Genomic DNA, 26476 nt, shown 5'->3' with positions numbered 1-26476 from the left:
GGACGCGGCGTCGACGTCGCGTCTCATTTCAGAATTCCACCTCGCGCATCTCTCGGAAATTCAATACTCAGAGGTGGCCCCTGAAAATTGGACAGAGTGTTAAGGTGGGTTGCACATCCCAAATCAGGAGCGACACCCATGAGTACCACACGACGCAGACGCTTTTCAGCCGAGTTCAAGGCTAAGATTGCTCTGGAGGCGATTCGTGGCGGGCAGACCATTGCCGAACTGGCCAGCCGCTACGAACTCCATCCCAACCTGATCACCAGCTGGAAGCGTCAGGCCATGGACAATATGGCCGCTGCCTTTGCTGGCGCCAGCGAACGCAAAAGCAAGACCTCAGAGGCGCAGATCAAGGAGCTTCATGCCAAAATTGGCCAACTCACGGTGGAACGTGATTTTTTGGCCAATGCCTTCGAGCGCTGTCGCTGAGCTGCGAGAGAAGGAAAAAACTGGTTGATCCAAACCATGAACAGCTCAGCATTTCCAGGCAATGCCGTTTGCTGGCCCTGTCACGCTCGGGCTGGTACCATCGCCCGACTGGAGAAAGCGAGGAGAACCTGCGCCTGATGCGACTCATCGACGAACAATATCTGCACACGGCCTGGTATGGAGCCCGGCAGATGATGCGTCATTTACGGCGTGCAGGCTATCGGGTTGGCCGTAAACGAATCCGCCGTCTGATGGGATTGATGGGCCTGAGAGCCATCTACCAGAAGGCCAACACTTCCAGACCGCATCCGCACCACAGGGTATTTCCCTATCTGTTGCGCGGCCTGCAGATCAATCGGTCCGGCCAGGTATGGACTGCGGATATCAGTTACATTCCAATGCAGCGCGGCTTTTTTTACCTGGTAGCCGTGATGGACTGGGCCAGCCGCAAGGTTTTGTCCTGGCGTTTGTCCAACACTCTGGAGGCTGATTTTTGTATTGAGGCGCTTGAAGAAGCCCTGGACCGTTATGGCGCGCCAGATATTTTTAATACGGATCAGGGCAGCCAGTTTACGAGCGATGACTTCGTTGGCACCCTGCAGGCTGCCGGAGTTCGCATTTCCATGGACGGCAAGGGAAGCTGGCGCGACAATGTGATGATAGAGCGCTTGTGGCGTTCCCTGAAATACGAATGCGTGTATCTGCATGCCTTTGCTGACGGCAGGGAACTCAGGCAAGGGTTGAAACATTGGATTGATTACTACAACAGCAAACGTCCTCATTCCTCGCTGGACAGCCGTACCCCGGATGAGGCATATTGGCAACTTCCTCTGCCCGGCTATGCCGGAGAGCGGGAACTTGTCTTGGTGGCTTAACTATGACACAAGCCCACCTTAAACTTGCCGCCAAACTGTCTGAAAAAGGGAACCACCTCTCTCCCTCGCGAAGCTGGCGGGTAATTTCCGCAGCCCTCTCTCTTTGTTTCTTGTCCAGTCCGAACGCTTCTTTCAGCAACTCTTTCAACGCACTCCACTGCTGCCCCGCAAAATATCAATGATTTCTGGAGAAAATGAAGGCTTGGAATCCCTGGTGTGTTATAATGGATTTACAAAAAGTTCATTAAAACCAAGGAGATCCAAGCCATGGAGCATTGTAACACGATTTTGAGCCAAGTGCTTAGAGTTTTTCCGAGACATGAGTTTGAGCAAGTCCGTCGAGCGGTGTTGCCCAAAGTGCATCGCCGGGCAGTTTCCGTTTGGACACAGTTTGTGGTCATGATGACAGGGCAACTCACCGGGCGCGACAGCTTGCGCGGCATAATGGCTACTTTCTCGCCACAACTCCACAAACTCTACCACCTGGGCCTGGACTCATTCAGCCGTTCCAGCCTGGCACGGGCCAGCGAAGGCACTCCCCGGAGCTCTTTGAGAAAGTGTTTCAGGCGCTTTTGGCCCGTTGTCAGGCCTTCGCTCCACCCAGGCAAAAGTTCCACTTCAAGGACGGAGGCAAGGTCTATCTGCTTGACGCCACGGTGATTGAACTGTCGCTGTCGCTGTTCTCCCGGGCCAGCTGCCGCACCGGCAAAGACGCGGTGAAAATGCAGGTGGGTGTCTCCGCGGACGGCTAGCTTCCCGATTTTGTGGACATGACGACAGGGAAGGTTCATGAGATCAACATGGCCCGAAAACTGAGTCTGCCCCGAGGCTCATGGGTGGTCTTTGATCGCGGCTACACGGACTGCCAGTGGTACCAGGAACTGACGGAAGAAGGCGTTCGTTTCGTGACGCGGCTGAAGCACGGGGCAGTGATTCATCCTGGCGCGAAACGCCGGGGGCGCAAAAGTCCTGGCGTACTGGAAGACAGGAAAATCCAGCTCAAAGGCGTGAAAGGCACGTTGTGCAAGGTGCGCTTTCTGGATGGGTCTACAGGCGAGGAATACGAGTTTCTGCCCAATGCGCCTGGGATTCCGGCTACCACAGTGGCGGCGCTGTACAAGGAGCGGTGGCAGGTGGAACTCTTTTTCAAGTGGATCAAGCAACACCTGAAAGTGAAGAGCTTCGTGGGCACTAGGCTCAGGCCTCATTAATCGAGATAGAATATGACGGAAGCCGCGAGGCACAGAGCTGAAAAGAAGGTATGTGCGCAGCGGTCATAACGCATGGCTATTCTCCGCCAGTCCTTGATCCTGCCAAACATGATCTCGATCTTATGCCGCTGTTTATACAGATTTTGATCGTACGAGCAGGGTCTCTTTCGGCTCCTTCTGGGCGGGATGCAGGGCGTAATGCCTCTGGTACGCAGGGCATCACGGAACCAGTCGGCGTCATAACCACGGTCCGCCAGCAGCGCCCTGGCCTCAGGCAAAGCATCTATGGCATCCATAAGCAGGGCGGCTCCTTTGTAGTCGCTTACCTGGCCTGCCGTGAGCGTCATGGCCAGGGGCCTGCCGTGAGCGTCGCAAAGGGCATGGAGTTTGGAGTTCAGCCCGCCCTTTGTGCGGCCGATGCAGCGGGAAAGAGCCCTTTTTTGAGCAAACTGGCGGCGGTACGATGCGCCTTGAGGTGGGTCGCATCGATCATCACCTGGCCATCCTGTCCCGCTGTTTTTGCCAATTCGGTAAAAATGTTGTTGAAGATGCCCATCTGGCTCCAACGCAAAAAACGATTGTAGAGCGTTTTATAAGGGCCATACTCGCGCGGCGCGTCCTTCCACTGCAAGCCATGTTTGATGACATAAATGATGCCGCTGATGACCTTCCGGTCATCGACCCGCGGAATACCATGTGAACGTGGAAAGAAGGGCTTGATACGTTCGAGTTGCTCGGCAGAAAGGTAGAACAGTTGGCTCATGGCGTCCTCCCTGAGCACAACTAACCAGATTTTCTGCTTTTTGGCAATTAATGAGGCCTGAACCTAGCATGAACGCGGTTCGGACGCAACTGTGGATTGCCTTGTGCGCGTATCTTCTGGTGGCGTTCACCAAATTTCAGAGCCGCTTGGGGCAGTCTATCTTGCAGATTTTGCGGCTTCTTCAGCTCAACCTGTTTGAACGGCGAGATTTAGACGAACTTTTTTGTCAGGAAAAACAAAAAATACCATTAAATAACAACCAGTTATCGCTATTCCAAAGTTAGTGGGACAGCAGTGAAAATTTTATGAGACAGCAGTGGTATATTCATATTCCACAATGCAGGAGTGTTTTGCAAAGTATGAATTGATTCATGGCAATACATATAGAGATAACGGTCAACGCTATCAGCCATGCGACCCAGGCGTTATATGTACGTTTTTTATTAACAAATATTGCCAACAGAATTTCGCCTATAACAGCACCTGGCATTGAAAACCAATAGCCAAGCCATATTAAACTATCACTCGGGCTCGCGTAGAAAAAAACCCATATACCGTATAAAGAAAGATACAAGGCCAATGCAAATAGAATGCCAGCGATATATGCGCCCCGCAAACATAACGCGAGTGCCAGAACGAGAATCAACAAATGCGGCCCCCAAAACGCAAGCAGATTCCCCCAAAAAAGCACACTCTCTGAAAAAAGTTGATCCATTGGGGATAACAGTGTAGCAACAAGTATGCCGAATGCGCCACAAATTATTGCAAATTGTTTTTCATTCATCAAGAGTTTACCTATAAATATATTTCAATTTATTCAAGATGATCATAGCATCAGCCAATGCTCTAAAAGCAATATAGGACTAATCGGTCTTTTCGTAGTATTGCAGTAGTTTTTGAAACGCTTGAGCCATGAATGACTTAACTCAATCATCCACCTGCTGGCATTGAATAGTGGATCTTTCCTGATCAAGTGTTTTCTCAGCTCCTGGCTGGATACGGGGCATGGAGCCCTTGAATTTGACTACCGCTTCTTCGCCCAGATATACTGCACCAAGGCAAAGATTTGAAACGCCATTCCCCTTGCTCCGGCTCAATCAGTCCGGCCTTGAGCAAGGGATCGAGCGGCAGGCTCTCACGCCGGTTGGCGCCGCTGACGGCAAGTGACAAAGGACGCCGTGCCCGCCTGCCAGCACACGCCTTTTGCAGCCATTTTTTCCGGGTTCCTTCGGGTTTGGGCCGATGGATTCCTGCGCAGGCGGGGCTTCAATATGCGTGCCGTCAGCCGCTTGCCAATGCCAGCCAATCCCTGTAGGGGCATCGTATTCGGCCAGAAGCCTCTTCGGATATTTTGAAACACACCAGCCTGGCCACTGCCGGAATTCAGGGCGAACCATCGCAGAACCAGGCCCTTCAAATTTTCTCTGGACAAGGCATTCCAGATAATTCCGGTAGGAAGCACAGAGACTATAGCGGCAAAATACAGGCGATGCGAATAGTTGCGTTTCCTTCCTCTTCCAGGCTTTTGGATGTAGGTTTGGCCAGCATCCCGGCAGTTTGTTGGAATCAATGCTTCGACAGGCTGCCAAAATTCATCAGAAATCCCCAGGTGTTGATATGCGGCATGCTTGCTCGGTGTTTGTATGGATCTTCCAACGGACTATCAGGAAAACACCCTGTATTTGCAAGTGATTTGTTCGTAGATAAGCACTTAATCCACTACAGAAGCCTCAAGACTGCACAGAGGGTCGAAAAAGCGACCGACCCTGTCGGCCTTTCTGATTTTTACGGCCTGAATTCCGGCTGAAATGGATCGTTTGCGGGCTTCAGGGCAGGCGTCCCGATCCGGGACAGGTGCTCCCTGCGGCCAGCAGAACTGAAATGCCCTTCGGAAGGTTGCATGAGGGCTCTTTTTGTCCGCGCCGGGCTGCGCCATAAAGCGGCCTGGCAGAGGGGTATAACGGAAAAGCCCCCTCGGAACTTCCGTTCCATGGAGGCTTATCTGATGACAGTCAGCTAACCAGCTGAAATTATATTGGCGTCCCCAACCGGATTTGAACCGGTGTTGCCGGCGTGAAAGGCCGGTGTCCTGGACCGGACTAGACGATGAGGACGAATGTGGCCCATGGTGGGTCGTGCGCGACTCGAACGCGCGACTCTCTGCTTAAAAGGCAGATACTCTACCGACTGAGTTAACGACCCTTCCCAACCAGAGAGTCCCCTTATCTACTCGTTCGGTGAAGTACTGTCAATAAAAATTGGGGGCTTGCCAAAAGCCGAAAGCAAATCGCCAAGTGCGCTGTAACGCTGCAACTGGCGGACGGCGCTGCGTTCCAGCGCCTCCGGCCCGGCCACCAGTACCAGTCTTTTTCTGGCCCGGGTCACGGCGGTGTAGAGCAGCTCCCGGGTCAGGAGCGGGTTGTCGCCTTCCGGCAGGACCAGCACCACATCGTCGAATTCCGCTCCCTGGGCCTTGTGCACGGTGATGGCCCAGGCCGGCTGCCAGGCGGGCAGGGCGGCCGGCGGGAAGGGACGCAGGCCCCCTTCTGCGGCGAACCAGGCCCTGAGTACAGCGTTTTCATCCGGCCAGAGCATACCGGTATCGCCGTTGTAGAGACGCAGGTCGTGCGCATTGTGCTGAATGAGCACGGGCAGACCCCGGTACCATTCCTGCCGGGCCGGAACGAGGCCCTGCCTGCGCAGCAGTTCCCGGCAAAGGCGGTTGATCCCCGCGACGCCCCAGGGGCCTTCCCGAAGCGCACAAAGCACGCGGCAACGGGCAAAGGCGGCCATCGCCTCTGCGGCCGTAACCGCGCGGTACAGGGGCCTGAACATCTCCAGGAGAATCGCCGGCAGCCCGGAGCGCGCCGTTTCGGTCCCAAGCAGCGTAATATCCGGCCAGCTCCGGCTCAGAACCCGCTTCAGTTCTGCTGCAGGATCTGCGTGTTGCAGGGCGGCAGCCAGAGCGGAAATGCCGCTTGTTTCATCAAAGCGGTGCGCTTTTTTCAGCGTGATCCGACATTCATTCAGCAGGTTTGCGGCCGCAGCATCAGGGGGTTCCGGCATATCCCGGCCGCAGAGCCGTGCGCAGGCCGCCCGCAAGGCCGGTGCATACCCGGGCGTGCCCAAGCCGGCCAGACTGTGCAGCAGCGACCCGGGGGCAACCGGCGGCAGTTGCCCCGGATCGCCGCAGAGCACCAGCCGGCAGCCTGCGGGCGCTGCGGCCAGCAGGGCATCCAGCAGGAGATCGTCCACCATGGAGGCTTCGTCCACAATCACCAGATCGGCTGGCAGCGGGTTGTCCGCGTTTCTGCGGAAGCGTCCCGTTTGCGGTTGATAGCCCAGGAGCCGGTGCAGGGTTTCCGCTTCAGGCAGGGCCTGCCGGCCGATGTCCTCCGACATGGCGGCTGCGGCCTCGCGAATGGCCTCGCCCAAGCGCATGGCTGCCCGGCCAGTGGGTGCGGCCAGCGCCACCCTGAGCTGCCCCGCTGTCAGCGCCGAGCACAGGGCCAGCATGCGGGCCAGGGTCCAGGTTTTGCCTGTGCCCGGGCCGCCGCACAGGATGAGCAGCCGCTTGCACAGCGCCAGGGCGGCTGCGGTTTTTTGCAGGTTTGGCGCATCCGGACTTTCGGGAAAAAGGCGCGCCAGCATCTGTTGCGCCCGCTCCTCGTCCACCTCTGTCAAGGCCCCGGCCCGCCGGACCAGCTCTGCGGCAATGCGGCTTTCCGCCCGGTGCCAGCGCAAAAGCGCCAAACGCTGGGCTGCATCCAGCACCATTGGGGCCGGACGCTCTGCCGCATGTTCCGGAGCCACCACCGCAGCGCTGGCCCAAAGCTGGTCTTGCAGGCCCTGGACCGAAGTCGCCTCGCCCCGGGCTGTGAGCGTTGCTGCAATCTGCGCCAGCGGCAGGCAGGTGTGGCCCTCTTCCAGAGCCTGACTGAGCAGCGCCGCAGCCAGCGCCGCCCCGACACCCATCGCCGGATGCCGCCGGGCCAGCATCCTGGCCAGATGACCATCCACCTCGTTCAGCCAGCCCTGCCGGCGCCAATGTGCAATCCGGGTTTCAACGCCGCTCATGGCCAGCCTCCCCGCAGAGCGCGTCCAGCCGCGCGATGTCCCCGATCTCTGGCCGGACATGGAAAATGCCCTGTCCGCTGCCGGGCCGCATCCCGCGCACAAAGAGGTAGTACACTCCGCCGAAGTCGCGCTCGTAGGCGTAGCCCGCAAGCCGCGAGCGCAGCAGGCGGTGCAGGGCGAGCGTGTAGATCCGGTACTGCACCTGATACTGGTGCTGCGTCATACTGGCCTGCATGGCCGCGGCCGTGTAGGCGGTCTGCCCGCCCAGGTGATTGGACTTGTAGTCTACAATGTAAAAACGCCCCTCGTGGCGAAAGACCAGATCCATGGCGCCGGTCATCAGGCCCTGCGCATGGCGCCCGCCCATGTGCGGCAGACCGAGGACCGTGCAAAGGCGTGGGTAGGCCTGCACCGGGAACCAGAACTTCAGTTCCCGCCAACTGTCCTGTGGGGGCAGGCCGGCCAGCATCCGGCTGTCAGGCAGATGGGTGGCCAGAACCCCGTCCAGCCAGCCGGGCAGGGCCCCGGCCCAGCGCGGGTCAACGCCGAAGCGCTCCAGCACCTGGCCCAGCACTTCGGCCTGCGCCGCGGCAGGGCGGGTGAAATCGAGCTGTTCCAACAGACTGTGCAGGCAGGAGCCGGCCTGGGGCCCACGCGGGAATGTGTCGATATGGATAAAATCCTGGGCCTCCGGGCCCGGACTCGTCTCGGGCAGCGGCACTTCGTCCCTGTCACCCGCGGCCAGCGCGTCCAGGCCGGCCACCATGCCCGAATAGCTGCAGTTGAGGTAGCCCAGGCCGATTACGCCGGTAAAGGGGCGGGCGGCAAGCGGGGCCGCTTCGGCGCTGATCTCGTTGGCCCCTGCCCCTTCGGCCAGCAGCGCCTCCTCCGGCCGGATGCAGCGCACGAGTTGCCCCGCCTCCGTAGCGTTCAGCCTGTTGCAGTCCGTCATCAGGGCGCTGTCGTCGTCGGGCTTCCTGTCTTGGTGTAAAAGCCGGGCCATGGCTGTCTGTTCCATGTCCGAAATCCGGCCCCAGCAGGCAAAGGTGCAGTAGATGGCACGGGTCAGGGCCACATACAGAAGCCGCATCTGCTCGGAGTCCTCTTCCTCCTGTGCCAGGTCCTGTTCGGCTGAAGTGGCATGAAAACTCAGACTGGCACGCAGGGTCTTGCGGTCGTGGAACAGGGCGCTTAGGGTCGCGTCAGCCCGTGTTCTGCCTCTGGCGTCCCACAGAAAGGGCAGAAAGACAATCGGATATTCCAGGCCCTTGGCGCTGTGCCAGGTGCTGATGCGGACCAGATGCTCGTCGCTTTCCAGCCGCATGAGCCGTTCGTCCCGGCTTTCGCTGTTCCCTGCCTCCTGTCGTTCCCGGCCAAGCCAGCGCAGCAGTCGTTCCATGCCGGGTGCGGCGCATTCCGCCTCGTGCAGCAGTTCGGCCAGATGCAGAAAATTGGTGAGCCGGCGTTCGCCCTTTGCAGGAGAACCCAGTCGGGCGCTCAGTTTTTCCTGGGCAAAGAGCCGGTACAGCATGGGGCCTACGCCGTACTGCTGCCAGCGAATCCGGTATTCGTGCAGCTTGCGGGCCCCCTCGTCGGCCAGGGCGCTCTGTTGGCGGGCGGCATACAGCTCCCTGGCTGTGCTGCCGAAGAGGCTGGTGGCAAAGGCTGCCACAGCCAGGGCCCGGTCGGCCGGATCCATGAGGGCTGCAAGCAGGGTCGATAGTTCTTCAGCCTCAGGGCTTGTGAATACCGACTGCTTCAAGGCGTAGACGCTGGCCAGTCCCTCTGCCATGAGGGCGGCCTTCATCTGCTCTGCCTGCCGGTGGCTCTGCACCAGTACCGCGATGTCTCCGCTGGCGAGCGGCCGGTTTTTGATGCATACCCCGCCCGGTGCCAGAAGCCGCCGGATGAGCGCTGCACAGCGCTGCGCCGCGGCCACGGCAGCCTCCGTCTTGGTGAGTGCTTTCTGTCCCGCATTGGGCAGGAGTAAAAGGTTCAGCGGCAGAAACGCCGTACCCTGCACCTGCAGGTCGGCATCCTGCGCCCTGCCTGCCGGCTCTACCGGATAAAAGTCCATGCCGGAGAAGCCAAAGGGCCTCTCGTTCCGGCCGAAAAGGGTATTGACCAGGGCAATCGCGCCGGGTGCGGAGCGGTAATTGGTGTTCATGGTGCGGCAGGCGCCTGCCACGCTTTTTTCGGTGTCCTGTTTGGCCCGGAGATAGGTGAAGATGTCGCCGCCGCGGAAGGAATAGATGGCCTGCTTGGGATCGCCGATCATGCAGAAGAGCTGGTGCTCCGGAGTGCTGCCGATGGCTGTAAAGATGCGGTACTGCACCGGGTCGGTGTCCTGAAATTCATCCACCAGTACCGCGGGAAAGCGCTCGCCCAGGGCTGCGGCCAGGGCCGGCTGGCGCAGGGCTTGCTCCACCCGGATCAGCAGGTCGTCGTAGCCAAAGCGGCGCTGTTCCTGTTTTTTGCGGGCCAGCCCGTCTTTCAGGTCATGCCGGGCCGCAAGGAGCCAGCCCAGCCGCCATGTGTGCATCAGTTCCTGATAGGCCTGCCAGAAGACCGCAAAGTCCTTGCAAAAGGGAGGGGCCTGCCAGTCCGGATCATGGTTTTTGCGCAGATGGCGGTGCATGAACCCGGCATCCAGCAGTTTCAGCCGTTCCGGCAGCAGGCGGGGAAAGTCGTTGTTTGCGGCCAGCGCCTCCATGTCGGCCACAAGCCGTGCCACATTGTCCTGGCGGTAGAGCGTCCTGTCGCGGCTCAATGCCTTGTTGCCCGCCAGAAACGCACGTACCTCGCCGCCCTGTTTTTGCCATTTCGCGGCGACAGAGGCGTGGCTCTCCCGCACGGCTGTCAGGCTTCGCTCCCGCGCATCCGGGGCGAGCTGCGGCCGAATGTCGGCATCCGCCACGGCCAGTGAGCGCTCAAGCTCCCGCAGCAGCGCCTGCGGCCCGTCCCACCACGAGGCCACCATGGCGCTTTCCTCGGGCCCCAGCGGGTAAAATCGGCTGCGCCAGAAATCGGCCATGATCTCTTCACGCAGGCCGCTTTCATCGACCAGCAGATCCTGATCAAAGGGCAGGCCGGCTTCAAAGGCCTGCTCCTGCAGCACCTTCTGGCAAAAGCCGTGAATGGTGGTGATGGCCGCCTCGTCCATGCGGCTGACCGCCGCGTCGAGGCGCCGGCCGGCTCCTGGGGGGCCCTGGGCCAGGATCTGGTTCAGGACCTGCGCCGTTTCCGCATCCAGACCCGCTGCCGCGGCGTCCTGCCCGCTTTGCCAGAAACGCTGCGCCTGCCGCAGCCGGGCACGGATGCGGCTCTTCAGTTCGGCGGTGGCGGCGCGGGTGTAGGTGAGCACCAGAATGTGGTCAATCTCCAGAGACCGCTCCACGACCAGGCGCAGAACCAGCAGACTCAGCGTCCATGTTTTGCCCGTGCCGGCGCTGGCCTCCAGGAGCAAGCGGCCGGCGAGGGGCAGACGAAGGGGATCAAGCGCCTGCATTGGCTGCCTCCGCTTTCCTGGCCAGCAGGGACTGTAGCAGCCCGGCCAGGCGGATGAAGGTATCGTCAAAGGGGTTTTTTCCGGAGAAGAGCAGGGCAAAGACCGCTTCGTCCCGTTCGGCCCCGGTGTGGCTGCCCTGCCAGCGCTGCCCGGCCCTGCTCAGGGCAATGCCCTCGTCGTCTGTTTTCTGCATGCTTTCGGCCCAGGCCAGGGAACTTTTCGGGAAAAAGGGCAGCGCCGTTTCCTGGCCTTCCGCATAGCCGCGCAGCCACGGGGCCAGAAGCGCTGCCGCCTCGTCCTGCGCCAGCTCCGGCCATGTCCAGATTTGCACGGCAGTGTCCTTGTTCCGAAACACCAGGGTGCTGCTGCACGGCCTGCCGCTGGCGGCCAGCGCCAGATGGCAGAGCCAGACATCGGTCAGCCGGCCGCTCGTGGCCTGCCCGGCGGTCCAGAGCACCCGACCGGCACGGTAGAGTCTGTCCACCCTGCCGGACACCTGGTATCCCTCCACAGTAAGCTGCAGTTCCTGCGGTTCTGCCGGTTCGGCCAGCAGCGGCAGCAGGGCTTTGGCCAGGCTGGCACCTTCCTCCGCCGGGCCGCGCAGGGCCAGGGCGGCGAACTGCCCTTCCGGCAGGCAACCCTGCGCGCGCAGCACCGCACCGATATGGGCTTCGTCCTGTCCGGCCAGAAGCCGCTCCACGACAGCTTCGCGCAGCAGGTAGTTGTCCAGGCCGTCCAGCGTGAAGGGCTCGGCCTCGGCCGGCATATCCTCTTCCCGGTGCAGGGCCATGCCCAGCCTGTACTGCAGAAAATAGGCGGCCGGATGACGCCAGAAGCGCAGGAGTGCGGACAGCTCGATGGCCCCGACCGGCGCTTCCAGCGGCAGGGGGCCGTCCAGAAAGGCCGGGGCTGCTCCGGGCCCTGTGGCCGGCAGCCAGGCCGGATCGAAGCTGGCAGGCCAGGCCAGGCCGCAGCCTTCCAGAGCGCGGCCATAGTTTTTCGGGCTGAAGGGCTGGAAGGGGTGCTGAACGCTCTGGGCCTGGCTCGGCCGTTTTTCCGGCTGGCCTTTGATTTGAAAGGCTGCATCCAGATAATCGGCGAGCGCGCTGAGGGCCAGAGAAGGGGGCCGTTCGGTGCCGTCCTGCTGGCTGTGGCCAAGCCACGACAGATACAGGGCCTTCCTGGCCGACAGCATGGCCTCCAGAAAGAGATAGAGGTCGTCTTCCCGGCGTTTGCGGTCGCCCAGCCGGGGATGCTTCGCCATTTCGTCAAAACCCACCGGGCGCTGCTGCCGCGGGAACATGCCGTCGTTCATGCCGAGCAGGCAGATGATCTGAAAGGGCAGGGAGCGCATGGGCACCATGTTGCAGAAGGTGACGCGGCCGGAAAGAAAGGCCTGGCCATTGTCCATGGCGTTCAGGCTCTCTTCGAGGCGAAGTGTCAGGCTTTTTGGAGCAAGCGGGGCCGAATAGCCCGAAAGGGCCAGCTCCTCTGACAGCTCGTGAATGGCCTCGCGCAGCCGCTGCACGCCTTCCGCCCCGCCGGCCGGGGCGAAGAAATCCTCCTGCATTCTGAGGAGCAAGGGTGGCCATTCCGCGGCCGGTCGCTGCCGTTGCCAGATCTTCCGCCATGCCGCCAGCCTGTCGTGGAGGGCCAGGAGGGCCTGGAGCACGACCATGGCCTCGTCGCCTGCCGGCACGCTGGGGTAGAGACCGGCGTGCAGCGCGTCGGCCTCGCCCATGGCAAAGCCCAGCAGCAGCCGGTCCAGCCCGTGGCGGAAGCTGTGGGCCTCCCCGGACGCCGGGCCGCAATCGAGGTCAAGGCGGTGTTCGGCGTCCAGACCCCAGCAGATGCCGGCCTGCCGCAGGAGTTTGCAGGCTGTGGGCAGATGGCCGGCCTCGAGTCCGAAACGCCGGTGCAGGGCCGGCTCCTCCAGGAGCGCCAGCAGCTCCGTGCTGGTGCAGCGGCTCTGCAGGCAGGCAATGAGTTCCAGAAACACCCGGGGCAGGCGGATGGCCGCCGCGAGGGGCTGGTCGGCCAGGGCAAAGGGCATGAAGCGCTCCGGCGGGGCTTCGCCGAAAACCGCCTGCACCGCTGCCGCATAGCGGCCGATGTCCGGTGCAGCCACCAGTATGTCGCCGGGTGTCAGCTCTGGATCGCGTTGGCAACAGTCCAGAAGATAGTCGTGCAGCACCTGCACCTCGCGCAGCTCCGAAGAGCAGTCGTGAAACTGCAGTGAAAGGTCGTTTTCATCCATGAACTCCCGCTCTTCCGGCCGCTGCGGCATCGCCTGCATGTTGAGCAGATGACTTTGCACTCTGGCCAGCAGCGTGTCGCCTTCCGGTTCCCCGTACAGTTCCACCGGATTGTCCGGCCCGCCTTCCAGAATCTGGCAGGCAAATTCCCGGCCCGCCTGCCCGAACTGCACCAGGAGCGCGTTGGGCTCTTTGGGCAGGGCCTTCATGGCCAGCAGGGCGTCTGCCTCCTGCTCCCGCGCCTGCCGCCATTTCGGCTTGAGGTCGTGCCAGAAGCCGCGGCAGGGACTGAGCTGGAAGCAGTGCACCGCCATGTGCCTGCCCAGTTGCTGAAAGAGTTGCCAATAGACTGGCGCCAGACTGCTCATGCCGAAGAGGTGCAGCCGCTCCGGCAGGATGGGCGGCGGCGCCATCAGCCGGCGCCGGCAGTCGGCATAGAGCCAGGCCCGGTGTGGCGTCTGGCCCGCGCAGAGCCGGCGCCACAACCGGGCCTGCCACTTGTCCGCATCCTCGCCTGCTTCCCAGCGCAGGAGCAGCTCCGGCCGGTACACCTGATACCGGTCAAAGACCTCTGCGATGCGACCGGCCAGTTGGAACAGGGCCGTGCCATCGCTTGCTGCCCCGAGATATGGGGCGAGCGGGGCGAAGACTCCAGCGCTTCCAGCCTCTGCGGCATATGCCGGCAGCAGGGCCAGGATGCGCCAGCGCAGCACCGAACGTTGCCACACCGCCTCAGGGGCGGCTTCCGGCCGCAGGAGCCGGTAGAGATCACCCAGGGCCCTTGCGGGCAGGGGAAAGGACAGGAGCCCGGCAATGCCGGTTTTCAGCGCCCATTCGCGGGCCAGCCAGCGGCCCATGCCCGGGTGCTGCACCACGATGATTTCCGTGGCCAGGGGATCGGCGAGCGGCTGGGCGGTGCAGATCTCGACCAGCAGGGCAAGCAGGTATTCCAGGCGGTTGGATTGGTAGAGATGCATGGCGGTTTTCCGGATAGAAGCGACAGCCTTGCGGCAATGGCCTGTGCTGCCACAGGGTGCGTGCAGTATACACGGAAAGGACTACGGAAGACACAGGGGATTGGCCTTTGCTCCGGCCGGCTGACCATTTGTCTTTTCTGTCAGGAAACTGATATGGATTTTATGGAAGAATAACAAATTACATTGCGCAGCTACGATTTTGGCTGTCGATCGCCGGCGGACATGCTATAGTGACACGTTCCGGCTGCGCTGCAAAATCTGGACATTTTGCCTTTTTCCCACAGCGTTCCGCGCAGCCTTTCCTTGCAGCCAGACAGCATGTTTACCGATATTCTCATCAACGCCACGCCCTACGAGAACCGCATCGCCCTGATGGAAAATGGCGTACTCAAGGAGTTCTATATTGACCGGCCGGAGCAGAAAGGTCTGATCGGCAATATCTACCTGGGCCGGGTTGTGCGGGTTTTGCCGGGTATTGACGCGGCCTTTATCGACATCGGCCTGGAGCGGACCGGCTTTCTCTACGTGGACGAGGCGGTCCATTCGCTCTCGAGCTGCTACCGCCACCTCCATTCCGGCTCCCGGGACTTGTTCGGGGTGTCCGCCGAGTTCCCGACCAACCTCACCATAGACCGGATCCTGGAAGAGGGGCAGTGCATTCTGGTGCAGATCGCCAAGGAGCCGATCGGCTCCAAGGGCGCCCGGCTGACCTGCAACATCACGCTGCCCTGCCGCAATCTGGTGTACATGCCGCTGACCGACCACATCGGCATTTCCCGCAAGATCGAGGACGAAGCCACGCGCCAGCTCCTGCGCGACCGGCTGGAAGAACTCCGGCCGCCCGGAGCCGGCTTCATCATGCGCACGGTGGCGGAAAACACCTGCAATGAGGAGCTGAAGGCGGACATGGCCTTTCTGCTCCAGCTCTGGGACGAAATTCTGGCCAAATCGAAAAAGGCGGCCGAACCGGAGCGTATCTACGAAGACCTGAACCTCATTCTGCGCACGGTGCGGGACTTTTTTACCGACGACGTGAACGAGGTGGTGACCGATAACCGGGCCGTGTGCGAACAGTTGATTTCCTACGCCCGGAGCTTCATTCCCCATCTGGAAACCAAGATCAGCTTCCATGACGGCGATCTGCCGCTCTTCGAGCAGTACGGCATCGAATCGGACATCAACAGCGCTTTGGAAAAAAAGGTATGGCTGCGTTCCGGCGGCTATATCGTTATCGAGCCCACCGAGGCGCTGACGGTCATCGATGTGAACACGGGCCGCTACGTGCATGCGAGCGATCTGGCGGCCACCATCTTCCGCACCAACATGGAGGCGGTGCGGGAAATCGCCCACCAGCTCAGGCTGCGCAACATCGGCGGCATCATCATCATCGACTTTATCGATATGGAGAGCGAGGATGAGCGCGAGGCGCTGGGCCGGGCGCTGGAAGAGGCCATGAAGGACGACAAGAGCAGGATCAATATCCTGAAGATCTCGGAATTCGGCCTGGTGCAGATGACCAGGAAGCGGCTTTCCGAGAGCATCACCCAGGCCATGTGCGAACCCTGCTGTTACTGCGGCGGGGATGGCCGCCTGAAATCCCGGCGGACCATTGCCCACGAAATTTTCCGTAAAATCAGCCGGGATGCCTCGAAAATCGGCGGCACCAGCCTCACCATTAAGGTCAATCCCAAGGTGGCGGACATGCTTTTGCATGAAGAAGCGCACAGCATCCGGTATCTGGAAGACGCAACCGGCAAGCGCTTCACCATCATTCCCGTACCGGAGATGTACGTCAAACGATACGACATCATCTGGAACGAATAAATTTTTCCAACAGCAGGCTTATGGCAAAACACCGGCGCTATGGCGCAGCACCCGGCGGCTTTCTGCGCGGCATTTTTTATAAGATTCTGATCCTGATTACGGTCGCTGCTCTGGTGGCCGCATGGTTCGCCTTTGAAATCGAAAAGCCCGGGCTGGAGCTGGAATCCAAGCCGGCCCTTTTGGGCGGACATGTCGAAGTGCCGCTCAGGGCCAGCGATCAGAAAAGCGGTCTCTCACTCGTCAGCGTGAGGCTGAAACAGGGCGAGACCGACAAGACGTTCTTTCTGAAGACTTTTCCCCGGCAGAGCTGGTTCAACAACGCCGGCCCCAGGGCATTTTCCGCCAGGGTGTCCCTGGATGTCGGGGAGGCGGGTTTCAGGGAGGGGCCGGCGGAACTGGTCATCGAGGCCCGCGACCAGTCGCTCATGGGCTTTTTCCGCGGCAACAGCCAGACGATCACGCTGCCGGTCACCGTGGACACCACGCCGCCCCTGGTCCGCATGAAGACCTCGAAGATCTACCTGCAGCCCGGAGGCAGCGCAGCCCTGATCTATACGGTCTCGGAACAGCCGGTCCGCCACGGCGTCATGTTGGACGACCATTTTTTCCCTGGCCAGCCCACCAAAAAGCCGGATACCTACATCGCCTATTTCGCCCTGCCCTGGGATGCCAAAGCCGTGGGCTCCGCCTCGGTGTGCGCCTGGGACGCGGCCGGCAACAGGGCGCAGACCAACTTTATCGCGACCTTCAGGCCGCTGAAGAAAAAGCAGGACACCATCACCTTAAGCGATGCCTTTCTGCAGTGGAAGCTGCCGGAGTTCAAACAGCACTATCCCGAGATGCAGGGCGATCTGCTGACGCAGTATCTCTACGTGAACGGCGAGGTGCGGCGGCAGAACGAGGCCAGGGTCGCCGAACTCTGCGCGGTCACGGCGTCCGAGCAGCTTTGGCAGGGCCACTTCATGCGGATGCCGGGCGCGATCCGGGCCACCTTTGCCGATCAGCGCACCTATCTGTATCAGGGGCGGGTGGTGGATGCGCAGACCCATCTGGGCGTGGATATCGCCTCCGTGGCCCAGGCCGATGTCCGGGCGGCCAACCGCGGCAAGGTGGTTTTGGCTGAAAATCTGGGCATTTTCGGCAATGTGGTCATGCTGGATCACGGTCAGGGCCTGTTCAGCCTTTACGCGCATCTGACGAGCATCGACACCCAGGTGGGCGCCATGCTGGAGCAGAACCAGCTCCTGGGCCATTCCGGAATGACCGGCATGGCCGGCGGCGACCATCTCCACTATGCCATGCTGGTGCATGGCGTCTTTGTCACGCCGGTCGAGTGGTGGGACCAGCGCTGGATCGATATCAACATCAGGCCCCTGCTGAATGAATAATCCTGTCCGATCCCTCTGGTCAGGGCGGCCGCCTTTTCTGCTCTACAGCTACATAGCGGCGGAACTGCTGGCGCCCTTTTTTGCGAGCTTTGTTCTGCTCTACGGCATCTTTTTTCTGGTGCAGCTCATTCCGCTTCTGGATGTGGTGCTGGTCCTGCGCATCGGCATTGCGGACTTCATCCGTCTGAACGCCTACCTCTTCCCCCATATGCTGCTCTACATCATCCCCATGGCCAGCATGATCGGGGTGATCATCTGCTTTTCCCGCCTCGCGAACGACCGGGAGATTCTGGCCTTCAAGGCCTGCGGCATCAGTCTCCGGCAGATGCTGCCGCCGGTGCTCGTGGTTTCGGCGGTCATCGCCGCGGTCACCGGCTATTTTTCCGTCAAGCTGATCCCCCGGGGCGAGCAGTCGATGAAGCAGCTTATGTTCCAGCTCGCCAAGGAAAAAATAGACAAGGGCCTGAAGGAACGGGAATTCACCGAGGCCCTGGGCGATATAGTGGTCTATGTGGAGGATATCGACGAGCAGCAGAACTGGCACGGCGTCTACGTGTCCGACTCCCGTGGCCGCGTGCAGCCGCTCATCACCGTGGCCAGGTCCGGCCAACTGCGCTCGGATGTGGAGCACATGCAGGCCGTGGTGGTGCTGGAAAACGGCACGCTGCACAATGTGGACAATACCTTGGTGCACAAGGACTACCTCCGGCAGGACAACCAGGTGCTGCGCTTCAAGCGCTACCAGTTGCAGATCCCCCTGCAAACGCCGGGCGGAGGGCTTGGCAAACAGGGACGCGGCGCCATGACCCAGAGCCAGCTTTTGGCCGCTGCGAAACAGGTGGGCCGGCACAGCAAGGAGGGTCTCAGCTACCGTTCGACCTTTCATCACCGCCTGAGCATGCCGGTGGGCTGTTTCATCCTGAGTCTGATCGGTCTGCCGCTGGCCCTGCAGGCTGGACCGGGCCGGCGCGCGGTGGGCATCCCCCTGGGGCTCGCCGTCTTTGTGGGCTATTACATTGCCTTTACCCTGGCCAAGGTGCTGTGCGAAAGCCGCATCCTGCCCATGGCCCTGGGCATGTGGCTGCCCAATGCCCTGTTCCTGCTCTTTGCGCTCTACTTTCTGTGGCGGGTGGACCAGGAACGGCCGCTTTTGCCGGAACGGGTGCACGTGGCCCTGGTTCTGCGCTATGACCGCTATCTACGCCCGGTTTTGCTCGCTGTCCGGAGCTGGGGCCGCGCCCTGCTGGTACGTTTTCTGGGCCGCCCGGCGCAGCAGAGCCAGGGCGGGCTGGATGCGGGTGCGGGTTTGCTGATCCACGCCAATGTGCACACCCGCGCCTTCCATTTTCCGGAATGCGCCCAGTACGATTCTCCGCAGTGCCGGATCGAATTCAAGGACGCCCGGGTCGCCAGGGAGGCAGGCTTCCATCCCTGCGGTTTTTGCGCCACCCTGCTGGACAGGAAAAGGCGCTGAACAAGCCGCCCCACGCCAAAGCCTTCCTGCGTATGGAGTGTTTTTTTTGTCATTCTCTTGTATCCTGGGCTACTTTGCCCTTTTCCGGATTTCGGGCCTGCCCGGCAAACCGCCTGGCAGGCCGCTACCACAGCCGACACAGCACACGACATGAGCGAGTCCAAGCCCCAATCTGCCCTGACTGAAACCGCGGAAACCGTTTTGCAACGCCGCTATTACCTGAAAGACGAGAACGGCAAGGTTCTCGAAAACTGGGATATCCTCTGCCGGCGGGTGGCCAAGGCCGTGGCGGCGGTGGATGCCGGTCAGCCGGATGCGGAAGAGCTGGCCGGGCAATTTTACACCATGATGCATTCCCTGGATTTTCTGCCCAACTCGCCCTGCCTGATGAACGCGGGCACCGACCTGGGTCAGCTCTCCGCCTGCTTCGTCCTGCCGGTGGAAGATTCCATGGACGGCATCTTCACCTCGATCAGAAACGGCGCTCTGGTGCACAAGACCGGCGGCGGCACCGGCTATTCCTTTTCCCGCCTCAGGCCCAAAAACGCGGCGGTGAAATCCACCCAGGGCGTGGCCTCCGGCCCGCTCAGCTTTGCCGCGGTGTTCGACGCCGCCACCGAGACCATCAAGCAGGGCGGCAAGCGCCGGGGCGCGAACATGGGTGTTCTGCGCGTGGATCATCCGGACATTCTCGCCTTTATCAGCGCCAAGGAAGACCAGAGCCGCTACAACAACTTCAACTTCAGTGTGGCCATCACCGATGCCTTCATGCAGGCCGTAAAGGACGACGCCAGCTACGACCTTGTCAATCCGGCCACCGGGGCGGTGAGCGACAGCCTGCCCGCCCGGCAGGTCTTCGAGGAGATCATCGACCGGGCCTGGCATACGGGCGAGCCGGGCGTGCTCTTCATCGACGCGGCCAACCGCGACAACGCCACCCCGCAACTGGGCGACTTCGAGGCCACCAATCCCTGCGGCGAGCAGTGGCTTTTGCCCTACGAATCCTGCAATCTGGGTTCCATCAATCTGGGCCGCTTTGTGACCGGCGGCAAGGTGGACTCGACCCGGCTGGCTGCCACGGTGCGCCTTGCGGTGCGCTTTCTGGACAACGTCATCGACTGCAACCGCTTTCCCATCCCGGAAATCGCGGCCATGACCCAGAAGACCCGCAAGGTGGGCCTGGGCATCATGGGCCTGCACGACATGCTGATTCAGCTGGAGCTGCCCTATGCCAGTCAGGAAGGCCGGAAAGCGGCCGCCGAGGTCATGAACTTCATCCATGCGGAAGCGGAGCAGGCGTCGATCGCCCTGGCCAAACTCAAGGGCGCGTTTCCGGCGTATGACCCGCAGTACAACAAATATCCGGCCCGCCGCAACGCGGCCCTCACCTCCATTCAGCCCACCGGCACGGTGTCCATGATTGCCGACTGCGCCTCGGGCTGCGAGCCCTATTTCTCCATCGTCATGATCAAGCACGTGATGGATGGCGACCGGCTGCCGATGGTGAACAGGCTCTTCGAGCAGGTGGCCCGGCGCGAGGGCTTTTATTCGCCCCGGCTCATGGAAAAGGTGGCGGCGAGCGGTTCGGTTGTCGGGCAGCAGGAGATTCCGGAGAAATGGCAGGAGATTTTCCGCACCGCCCAGGACATCGCCCCGGAAGACCATATCCGGATGCAGGGCGCGCTCCAGAAAAGCGGTGTGGATTCCTCCATCAGCAAGACTATCAATATGCCGAACAGCGCCACCAGGGAGGATGTGCGCCGTGGCTACCTGCTGGCCCATGAGTTGGGTTGCAAGGGCATTACCGTGTACCGGGACGGCTCCCGCGAAGGTCAGGTGCTGAACGCGGGCAACAGGAGCAAGGACGAAAAGAGCGCGGTGGTTTCAACCGCCGGCCTGCAGGAAAAGGCCATGCTGCCGGATGTGCTGAACGCCAAGCGCTACCGCCTGAAAGACGTCAACCAGAGCACCATTTACCTGATTGTCTGCTTTGACGAGGAAGAAAACCCGATGGAGGTCTTCGCCAAGTTCCCCTTTGACAACCGGGTCGATCTGAAGGACAAGTCCACCATGTGGACCACGACCTGCCGGCTGGTGTCCCTGGCCCTCCGCTACCAGATTCCCATGGGCGAAATCATCAAACAGCTCGACCGGTCCAGCGGCCACCGCCTGGATTTGCCCGCCCAGCTCAGCCGGCTGCTCAAGTCCTTCATGGCCGGCACCCGCTTCGGCTTCGCCTCGTCCTGCCCCGAATGCGGCGGCAGTCTGGTGTTTGAAGAGGGCTGTGAACACTGCCTGGACTGCGGCTACTCCAAGTGCGCATAAACAGAGGACCGGCCCGAACCGCGGCGCTTTTTCCGCCCCTTTTCATGGGGCGGCGTCCGGAGGCTTTTCGATACAGACGCACTCAACTGCAGCGCTGACAGCCCTCCGGCAGAAAGGGCGTAATATCCTTGCTGTAATGGGTCATGACGCGGAAACCCACCTTTTCCAGCGCTGCGGCGGCACGTTCGCCGTCGGCCCGGTGCACGCGGATGACCAGTTGGCTGAGCTTCCGGTGACCCGGCACCGGATAGCAGAAAAAGCTCTGGATATTGACTTCCGCGTCCCGGAGCGCTGCCGTCACCGTGGCCAGCCGGCCGATTTGATCCTCCACAAAGAGACCGAGCCTGCGGCTGTCCTCACTCATGCCAATGGCGTTCAGCAGCACGGCCATGACATCGGTGCTGGTGACAATGCCCACCAGCTCGCCGTCCGCCATGACGGGCAGACTGTTGATGTTGTTCACCTGCATGATCCAGGCGGCCCGCTCGATGGTGGTGTCCGGCCCGGCCGTGACCACGGTTTTTACCATGATCATGCCCAGGGTCACCGTGTTGAGCAGGTAGGAAAGCTCGTGGGCGCTCAGGGCCGTGGCAGGCGAAGCCCAGTTCTGCCTGAGATCGCGGTCAGACACCACGCCCGCCAGCTTGCCGCTCTTCACCACCAGCAGATGGTCGATGCGGTGTTTCTCCAAAAGCTCCTTCGCCTCCACCAGCGTGGTTTTCGGAGCAACCGTGATCAGGTCCGTACGCATGATGCTGCCAATATACATCGGGGCCTCTCCTTACATGTAAACGCCTTTGATTTCGTTTTGTGATGCTGATGGCCGCCTGAGAAGGCGGAGCGCCAGATTTTTGGCTTCCCGGATCATCTCGTTCAGGCCTATGCCCTGCCAGCCAAAGCCCAGAAGGTGCAGATGCGGGCTGCTGCGGGCGCTCTGCTCGCGCCAGGACAAAAGCTGCAGATACTGCTGCTCGGCCTGGGGAATCCCGGCCTCGCCGCGCAGGACCGTGGCAAAACGGGGGGCTGCGGGCAGATGGATGAGCTGCCTCAGGTCTGCCAGCGTCTCCCGGATCATTTCATTGTCTTCCAGCTCCAGCCGTTCCGGGTGCCGCCGGCCGCCCACCAGCACTTCCAGCAGTTGGCCGTCTGCCGGTGCGCGTTCCGGAAACATGTGGGAAGAAAAGAGCGTGCCCATGGCGAAGCGCTGCTCCCGCTCCGGCGCCAGGTAGCCAAAGCCGAAGGGAATGCGCGCTTCCGGGCCGAAACCGAGGATAACGCTGGCCAGTCGCGCCTCGGGCAGCCCCGCTGCAGGCGGCTCCATGCCCTCCGGCAAAAGCTGAAGCGCCGTGTTCGCCGGCAGGGCCAACACCAGCTCGCGGCACCGGTACCCGGTCCCATCGGTCTGCACCAGCCAGCCCTTTGCATCCTCATCCGGCCTCAGCCCCTGTACCCTGGTTTCCAGATGTAACAGGCCCTCAGCCTGCAGTTGCGCCGCCAAGGCCAGAGGCAGTTGTTCCATGCCCTGCCGGAAACTCTGCATGGCAGGCAGGGCCAGTTTCCCGGCGCCGGTCTTCCTGCGCTCCCGCGCTTTTGCGCGCAGCCTGGCGAAAAGCGCCCGGATGATGGAACCGTATTCCTTTTCCAGGGCGCGCAGGGAGGGCATCACCCCGTCGATGCGGAGTTTCTCCAGATCACCCGCATAGGTGCCGGTATAAGCCGCATCGGCAAAGGGCAGCATGGCCGGGCCAAAGCGGTAGCGGATCCATTCCGCCACAGTCGGTTCACCGGTCATGAAGGGTCTGGTCAGATCCCGCCAGGCCAGGCCGAACTTGTCCTGCCAACGCATGAGCGGGGCCATGAGGATCTTTGCCGGCGTTTGCGGCACTGGCGCCAGTTTGCCGCCCAGGCACAGATAGCGCACGAAGCGGCCGAGCGGCGCGCGCACCAGATCCTGTTCCAGCCCGGCCAGGGCCACCAGCTCGCGGCCTTCCGGGCAGTTGTCCAGAAAGCCATGCGGTCCCCATTCGGCCAGCCAGCCGTCCTGCCGGAAACTTTTGACAATACCGCCGGGCCGCGCGGCCTGTTCCAGCACCACAAGCGGCAGCCCCGGGCGTTCCCGAAGCAGAAAGGCCGCCAGGGCCAGACCGCTGATGCCGCCGCCGACAATGCAAATATCTGTTTGCAGCATAAAACCGGACCAAGGGAAGATGGGGCCGCAAGCGGCCTGGAATCTTGACAGAAACGGGACTCTGTTTACCATCTTGTGCCGGTAAATGAAAGCAATGTCGCCCGCAAGCCGCTGGCCATAAGCTTTGGCGGCGCCGGCCTGTTTTTGTGTTTTTTTAGGAGAGGAACACATGAGTGCAGAAGTGGAAACCCGGGAATTCCAGGCGGAAACCCGGAAGATGCTGGATATTGTCATCAACTCGCTGTACACGGAGCGGGATATCTTCGTGCGGGAGCTGGTCTCCAACGCCGCCGACGCGTTGGAGAAATTCCGCTACCAGAGCATTGCCGAAAAGCCTGCCTTTGACGAGCACGTACCGCTGGAGATTGTCATCGACTGCGATGACAAGAACCATACGCTGACCATCACCGATACCGGGATCGGCATGAGCAAGGCCGAGCTGGAGACCAATCTGGGCACCATTGCCCATTCCGGTTCCGGCAATTTTGTGGAGCAGCTGGCCGAGGCGGCGAAAAAGGATCTGAGTCTGATCGGCCAATTCGGCGTGGGCTTCTATTCGGTCTTCATGGCGGCAAAAAAGGTGCGGGTGCAGAGCCGGCCGGCGAGCGGCGAGGAAGGGCACGAGTGGAGTTCCGACGGCGCCGGCACCTACACCATCGGCCCCTGTCCCGGTCTGCACCGCGGCACCAGAATCATCATCGAACTGAAGGAAGATGCCCAGGAGTACGCCAGCAAGTTCACCATCGAGCGCATCATTCAGCAGTACTCCACCTTCATTCCCTTCCCGGTCAAGGTCGAAGGCAAGACGGTCAACACCGTGCAGGCCATCTGGGCGCGGCCGAAAAGCGAAATCACGGATGCCGAGTACAACGAATTTTACAAGTTCATCGGCGGCACTTCGGATGAGGCGCTCTACCGTTTCCACTTCAGCGCCGACGCGCCCCTGGCCATTCAGGCGCTGCTGTATGTGCCCAAGGACAACTTCGAGGTTTTGGGCATGGGCCGGATGGAGCCGGGCGTCAATCTCTACTGTCAGAAGGTACTGATCGACCAGCACAGCAAGAACATCCTGCCCGAGTGGCTGCGTTTTCTCAAAGGCGTGGTGGATTCCGAAGACCTGCCGCTCAATATTTCCCGTCAGGCCCTGCAGGACAGCAGCCTGGTGCTCAAACTGAAACGGGTGCTGACCAAGCGGCTCATCAAGTTCCTCGGCGAGGAGGCAGACAGCGACCCGAAGAAATATCAGGAGTTCTGGCGTACCTTCGGCATCTTCATCAAGGAAGGCGTGACCTCGGACTTCGAGTACAGGGACGATCTGGGCAAGCTCCTGCGCTTCGAATCCTCGGCCACCGAAGCAGGCGAAATGATCTCCCTGGACACCTATGTCAACCGCATGGCCCAGGGCCAGGATGCCATTTACTACATCAATGGGCCCAGCCGCGCGGCAGTGGAACACGGTCCCTACGTGGAAATGTTCCGCCAAAAGGGGGTGGAGATTCTGTATACCCTGGAGCCGGTGGACGACTTTGTTTTGAACCATCTGGGCAAATACCGGGACAGGAAACTGGTCTCCGCCGACCGGGAAGACCTGGATCTTTCCAAAACCACGGGTACGCCGCAGGCGGAGCCGCCTGAAACGCCAAAGGAGGAGCCGCTCTCCCAGGATGCGCTCAACGCCCTCTGCGCCTGGATGAAGGAAGTGCTGGGCGACCGGGTGGAGGCGGTCAAACCCTCGGCCCGGCTGGTGGACAGCCCGGCCATGATTGTGAACGTGGGCGGCTTCATGACCTCCTCCATGGAGCGCCTGCTCAAGGCCTCCGGTCAGGGCGACCCCATGAGCATGGGCGGCAAAAAGGACATGGAGATCAACGGGGCCAGCCCGCTGATCAAGAAGCTCGCAGCGCTGAAGGACAGCGACCGGGACTTTGCCGCCGATCTGGCCTGGCAGATGCACGACAACGCCCGTATCCAGGCCGGGCTGGATGTCGACCCGCTGGCCATGGTGCAGCGCAGCTACCGCATTCTGGACAAGGCGGCCGGCCACTGAGGCCCGGGCGGTTAATCTTGAAAAAAGGATGTGTCCGGTATATAGGAACACATCCTTTTTTTTGTTGCCGAACGCCATGAATCACAGTCGCCAATTCCTGCCAGCCCTGCTGCTTGTCCTTGTTCTCAGTGCCTGTGCACCGGCCACGCCGGTGCGTCATCTGGCCTCCGACGCCGCGCTGCTCCGACCGGGGCAGACCACGATCACCGAGCTGCACCAGTATCTGGGCGAGCCAAAGGGCGTGCGCAACGTGTCGGCAGGCGTCAAAGAGTATGTCTACTCGGAAGACACTTTCAGCTTTTGGGGCGAGATGCCGCTTGTGGGCCGCTTTGCCGATGCCAACGGCTACGAGATGCTGATCGTGACCATCAGGGAAGACGTGGTGCAGAACGTCGTATTCCGCAAATTCAGCGAAAAAGACCAGGAATGGGTCAAAGACTATAACTGGAAATAAATCCAAGTGCTGTCGTCGTCTGCCTTTGCCATCAATCGCGACCGGATGGTCGCCGAGCAGCTTGTGGGCCGCGGCATCCGCGATCCGCAGGTGCTTGCTGCCATGCGGGCAGTGCCCCGGCACCTCTTCGTGGAAGACGCCATGCAGGAGCAGGCCTACGGCGATTTTCCCCTGCCCATCGGCGGCGGCCAAACCATTTCCCAACCCTATATCGTGGCCCTGATGACCGAAGCCCTGGCCCTGAGCGGTCGGGAAAAGGCGCTGGAAGTCGGCACCGGCTCGGGGTATCAGGCCGTGGTGCTGTCCCAGCTCTGCGCCCGGGTCTGCACCGTGGAGCGCGTTGAATCGCTTTTAAACCGCGCCCGCCGCAATTTCGACCGCCTGCGTTGCCACAACATCCTCTCCCGTCTGGCCGACGGCACCGAGGGCTGGCCGGCCGAAGCGCCCTTTGACCGCATCATCGTCACCGCCGCCTGCCCCGAAGTGCCCGAACCCTTGCTCGCACAACTGGCCGATCCCGGTCTTCTGGTCATGCCTGTGGGCGACCGGAGCGGGCAGATCCTGGAGCTGGTGGAGCTGGTGCAGGGCGAATACAAGGTCCAGGAGCTGGCCCGGGTCCGCTTTGTCGACCTGATCGGCGCCCATGGCTGGTCTGCCGCCGGCTGAGCCACAAGCCGG

Annotated in this window: 16 protein-coding genes, 2 tRNA genes and 2 pseudogenes; 11 read left to right on the top strand and 9 right to left on the bottom strand. The window is 61.2% G+C overall.

The window, feature by feature from the left end:
- Positions 1–138 precede the first annotated feature (138 nt).
- Both CAY53_RS01985 and CAY53_RS13340 read left to right on the top strand, forming a co-directional pair.
- A protein-coding gene (locus CAY53_RS01985; RefSeq protein ID WP_104935711.1) for an IS3 family transposase occupies positions 139–1307 on the top strand; the annotation gives its coding sequence in 2 pieces (ribosomal slippage) (positions 139–412 and positions 412–1307; 1170 coding nt in all).
- Between the two features lie 267 nt (positions 1308–1574).
- Positions 1575–2500: pseudogene (locus CAY53_RS13340) on the top strand (IS4 family transposase); the annotation flags it as partial.
- A gap of 14 nt (positions 2501–2514) precedes the next feature.
- Here the strand turns inward: CAY53_RS13340 and CAY53_RS01970 are convergent.
- Positions 2515–3281 (bottom strand): IS5 family transposase gene (locus CAY53_RS01970; RefSeq protein WP_245874843.1). Its coding sequence is split into 2 segments (ribosomal slippage): positions 2515–2948 and positions 2948–3281, totalling 768 coding nucleotides; the frame shifts between segments, so codons are not numbered across the junction.
- A 65-nt stretch (positions 3282–3346) separates the two neighbouring features.
- On the opposite strand from CAY53_RS01970, the pseudogene CAY53_RS13335 reads away from it, so the two are divergent.
- Positions 3347–3565, top strand: a pseudogene (locus CAY53_RS13335) (IS4 family transposase); the annotation flags it as partial.
- Between the two features lie 41 nt (positions 3566–3606).
- Here CAY53_RS13335 and CAY53_RS12415 read toward each other — a convergent pair.
- A complete protein-coding gene (locus tag CAY53_RS12415) occupies positions 3607–4065 on the bottom strand; it encodes a hypothetical protein (protein ID WP_146106365.1) in 459 nt (152 codons plus the stop codon).
- 567 nt (positions 4066–4632) lie between these two features.
- Between CAY53_RS12415 and CAY53_RS12855 the strand changes: the two genes are divergently transcribed.
- Complete coding sequence (locus CAY53_RS12855; protein WP_181040362.1) at positions 4633–5088, top strand: hypothetical protein; 456 nt, start codon at positions 4633–4635, stop codon at positions 5086–5088.
- Positions 5089–5317: 229 nt separating this feature from the next.
- Here CAY53_RS12855 and CAY53_RS01955 read toward each other — a convergent pair.
- From CAY53_RS01955 to recC, 5 genes are all read right to left on the bottom strand, one after another.
- Positions 5318–5395: transfer RNA gene (locus CAY53_RS01955), tRNA-Glu, on the bottom strand.
- 12 nt (positions 5396–5407) lie between these two features.
- Positions 5408–5483 (bottom strand) — tRNA-Lys (locus CAY53_RS01950).
- A gap of 24 nt (positions 5484–5507) precedes the next feature.
- The gene (recD, locus tag CAY53_RS01945; protein ID WP_181040361.1) at positions 5508–7358 is read right to left on the bottom strand and encodes an exodeoxyribonuclease V subunit alpha; all 1851 of its coding nucleotides are present in this window, start codon (positions 7356–7358) and stop codon (positions 5508–5510) included.
- Positions 7345–10866, bottom strand: a complete 3522-nt coding sequence (gene recB, locus CAY53_RS01940) for an exodeoxyribonuclease V subunit beta (RefSeq protein WP_104935707.1) — start codon at positions 10864–10866, stop codon at positions 7345–7347. The genes recD and recB overlap by 14 nt, the downstream gene beginning before the upstream one ends.
- Positions 10853–14098 carry an exodeoxyribonuclease V subunit gamma gene (gene recC / locus CAY53_RS01935; RefSeq protein ID WP_104935706.1) on the bottom strand — a complete coding sequence of 1082 codons (3246 nt, stop codon included), beginning with the start codon at positions 14096–14098 and terminating at the stop codon, positions 10853–10855. Before recC ends, recB begins: the two co-directional genes overlap by 14 nt.
- Before the next feature lie 318 nt (positions 14099–14416).
- On the opposite strand from recC, the gene CAY53_RS01930 reads away from it, so the two are divergent.
- The 4 genes from CAY53_RS01930 to CAY53_RS01915 all read left to right on the top strand — a co-directional run bounded on the left by CAY53_RS01930 (position 14417) and on the right by CAY53_RS01915 (position 21109).
- The gene (locus CAY53_RS01930) at positions 14417–15922 is read left to right on the top strand and encodes an Rne/Rng family ribonuclease (protein WP_104935705.1); all 1506 of its coding nucleotides are present in this window, start codon (positions 14417–14419) and stop codon (positions 15920–15922) included.
- A 20-nt stretch (positions 15923–15942) separates the two neighbouring features.
- Entirely contained in the window at positions 15943–17310 is a 1368-nt protein-coding gene (locus CAY53_RS01925; protein ID WP_104935704.1) for a M23 family metallopeptidase, read from the top strand.
- Positions 17303–18784, top strand: a complete 1482-nt coding sequence (gene lptF / locus CAY53_RS01920; RefSeq protein ID WP_104935703.1) for an LPS export ABC transporter permease LptF — start codon at positions 17303–17305, stop codon at positions 18782–18784. Before CAY53_RS01925 ends, lptF begins: the two co-directional genes overlap by 8 nt.
- Positions 18785–18934: 150 nt before the next feature.
- Entirely contained in the window at positions 18935–21109 is a 2175-nt protein-coding gene (locus CAY53_RS01915; RefSeq protein WP_104935702.1) for an adenosylcobalamin-dependent ribonucleoside-diphosphate reductase, read from the top strand.
- 82 nt (positions 21110–21191) lie between these two features.
- Here CAY53_RS01915 and CAY53_RS01910 read toward each other — a convergent pair whose 3' ends face one another.
- Positions 21192–21878 carry a CBS and ACT domain-containing protein gene (locus CAY53_RS01910; RefSeq protein WP_104935701.1) on the bottom strand — a complete coding sequence of 229 codons (687 nt, stop codon included), beginning with the start codon at positions 21876–21878 and terminating at the stop codon, positions 21192–21194.
- A 12-nt stretch (positions 21879–21890) separates the two neighbouring features.
- Positions 21891–23297 (bottom strand): protoporphyrinogen oxidase, encoded by a 1407-nt coding sequence (hemG, locus tag CAY53_RS01905; RefSeq protein ID WP_245874842.1) that lies wholly within the window; start codon positions 23295–23297, stop codon positions 21891–21893.
- 169 nt (positions 23298–23466) lie between these two features.
- On the opposite strand from hemG, the gene htpG reads away from it, so the two are divergent.
- The 3 genes from htpG to CAY53_RS01890 all read left to right on the top strand — a co-directional run bounded on the left by htpG (position 23467) and on the right by CAY53_RS01890 (position 26464).
- Entirely contained in the window at positions 23467–25344 is a 1878-nt protein-coding gene (gene htpG / locus CAY53_RS01900) for a molecular chaperone HtpG (RefSeq protein WP_104935700.1), read from the top strand.
- A gap of 76 nt (positions 25345–25420) precedes the next feature.
- The gene (locus CAY53_RS01895) at positions 25421–25798 is read left to right on the top strand and encodes a hypothetical protein (protein ID WP_017865521.1); all 378 of its coding nucleotides are present in this window, start codon (positions 25421–25423) and stop codon (positions 25796–25798) included.
- A gap of 45 nt (positions 25799–25843) precedes the next feature.
- A complete protein-coding gene (locus CAY53_RS01890; RefSeq protein ID WP_017865520.1) occupies positions 25844–26464 on the top strand; it encodes a protein-L-isoaspartate(D-aspartate) O-methyltransferase in 621 nt (206 codons plus the stop codon).
- The last annotated feature ends 12 nt before the right edge of the window (positions 26465–26476 follow it).

Source organism: Desulfobulbus oralis (assembly GCF_002952055.1).
GTDB classification, from domain to species: Bacteria; Desulfobacterota; Desulfobulbia; order Desulfobulbales; family Desulfobulbaceae; genus Desulfobulbus; species Desulfobulbus oralis.
This window is presented reverse-complemented; position numbering and strand designations above follow the sequence as displayed.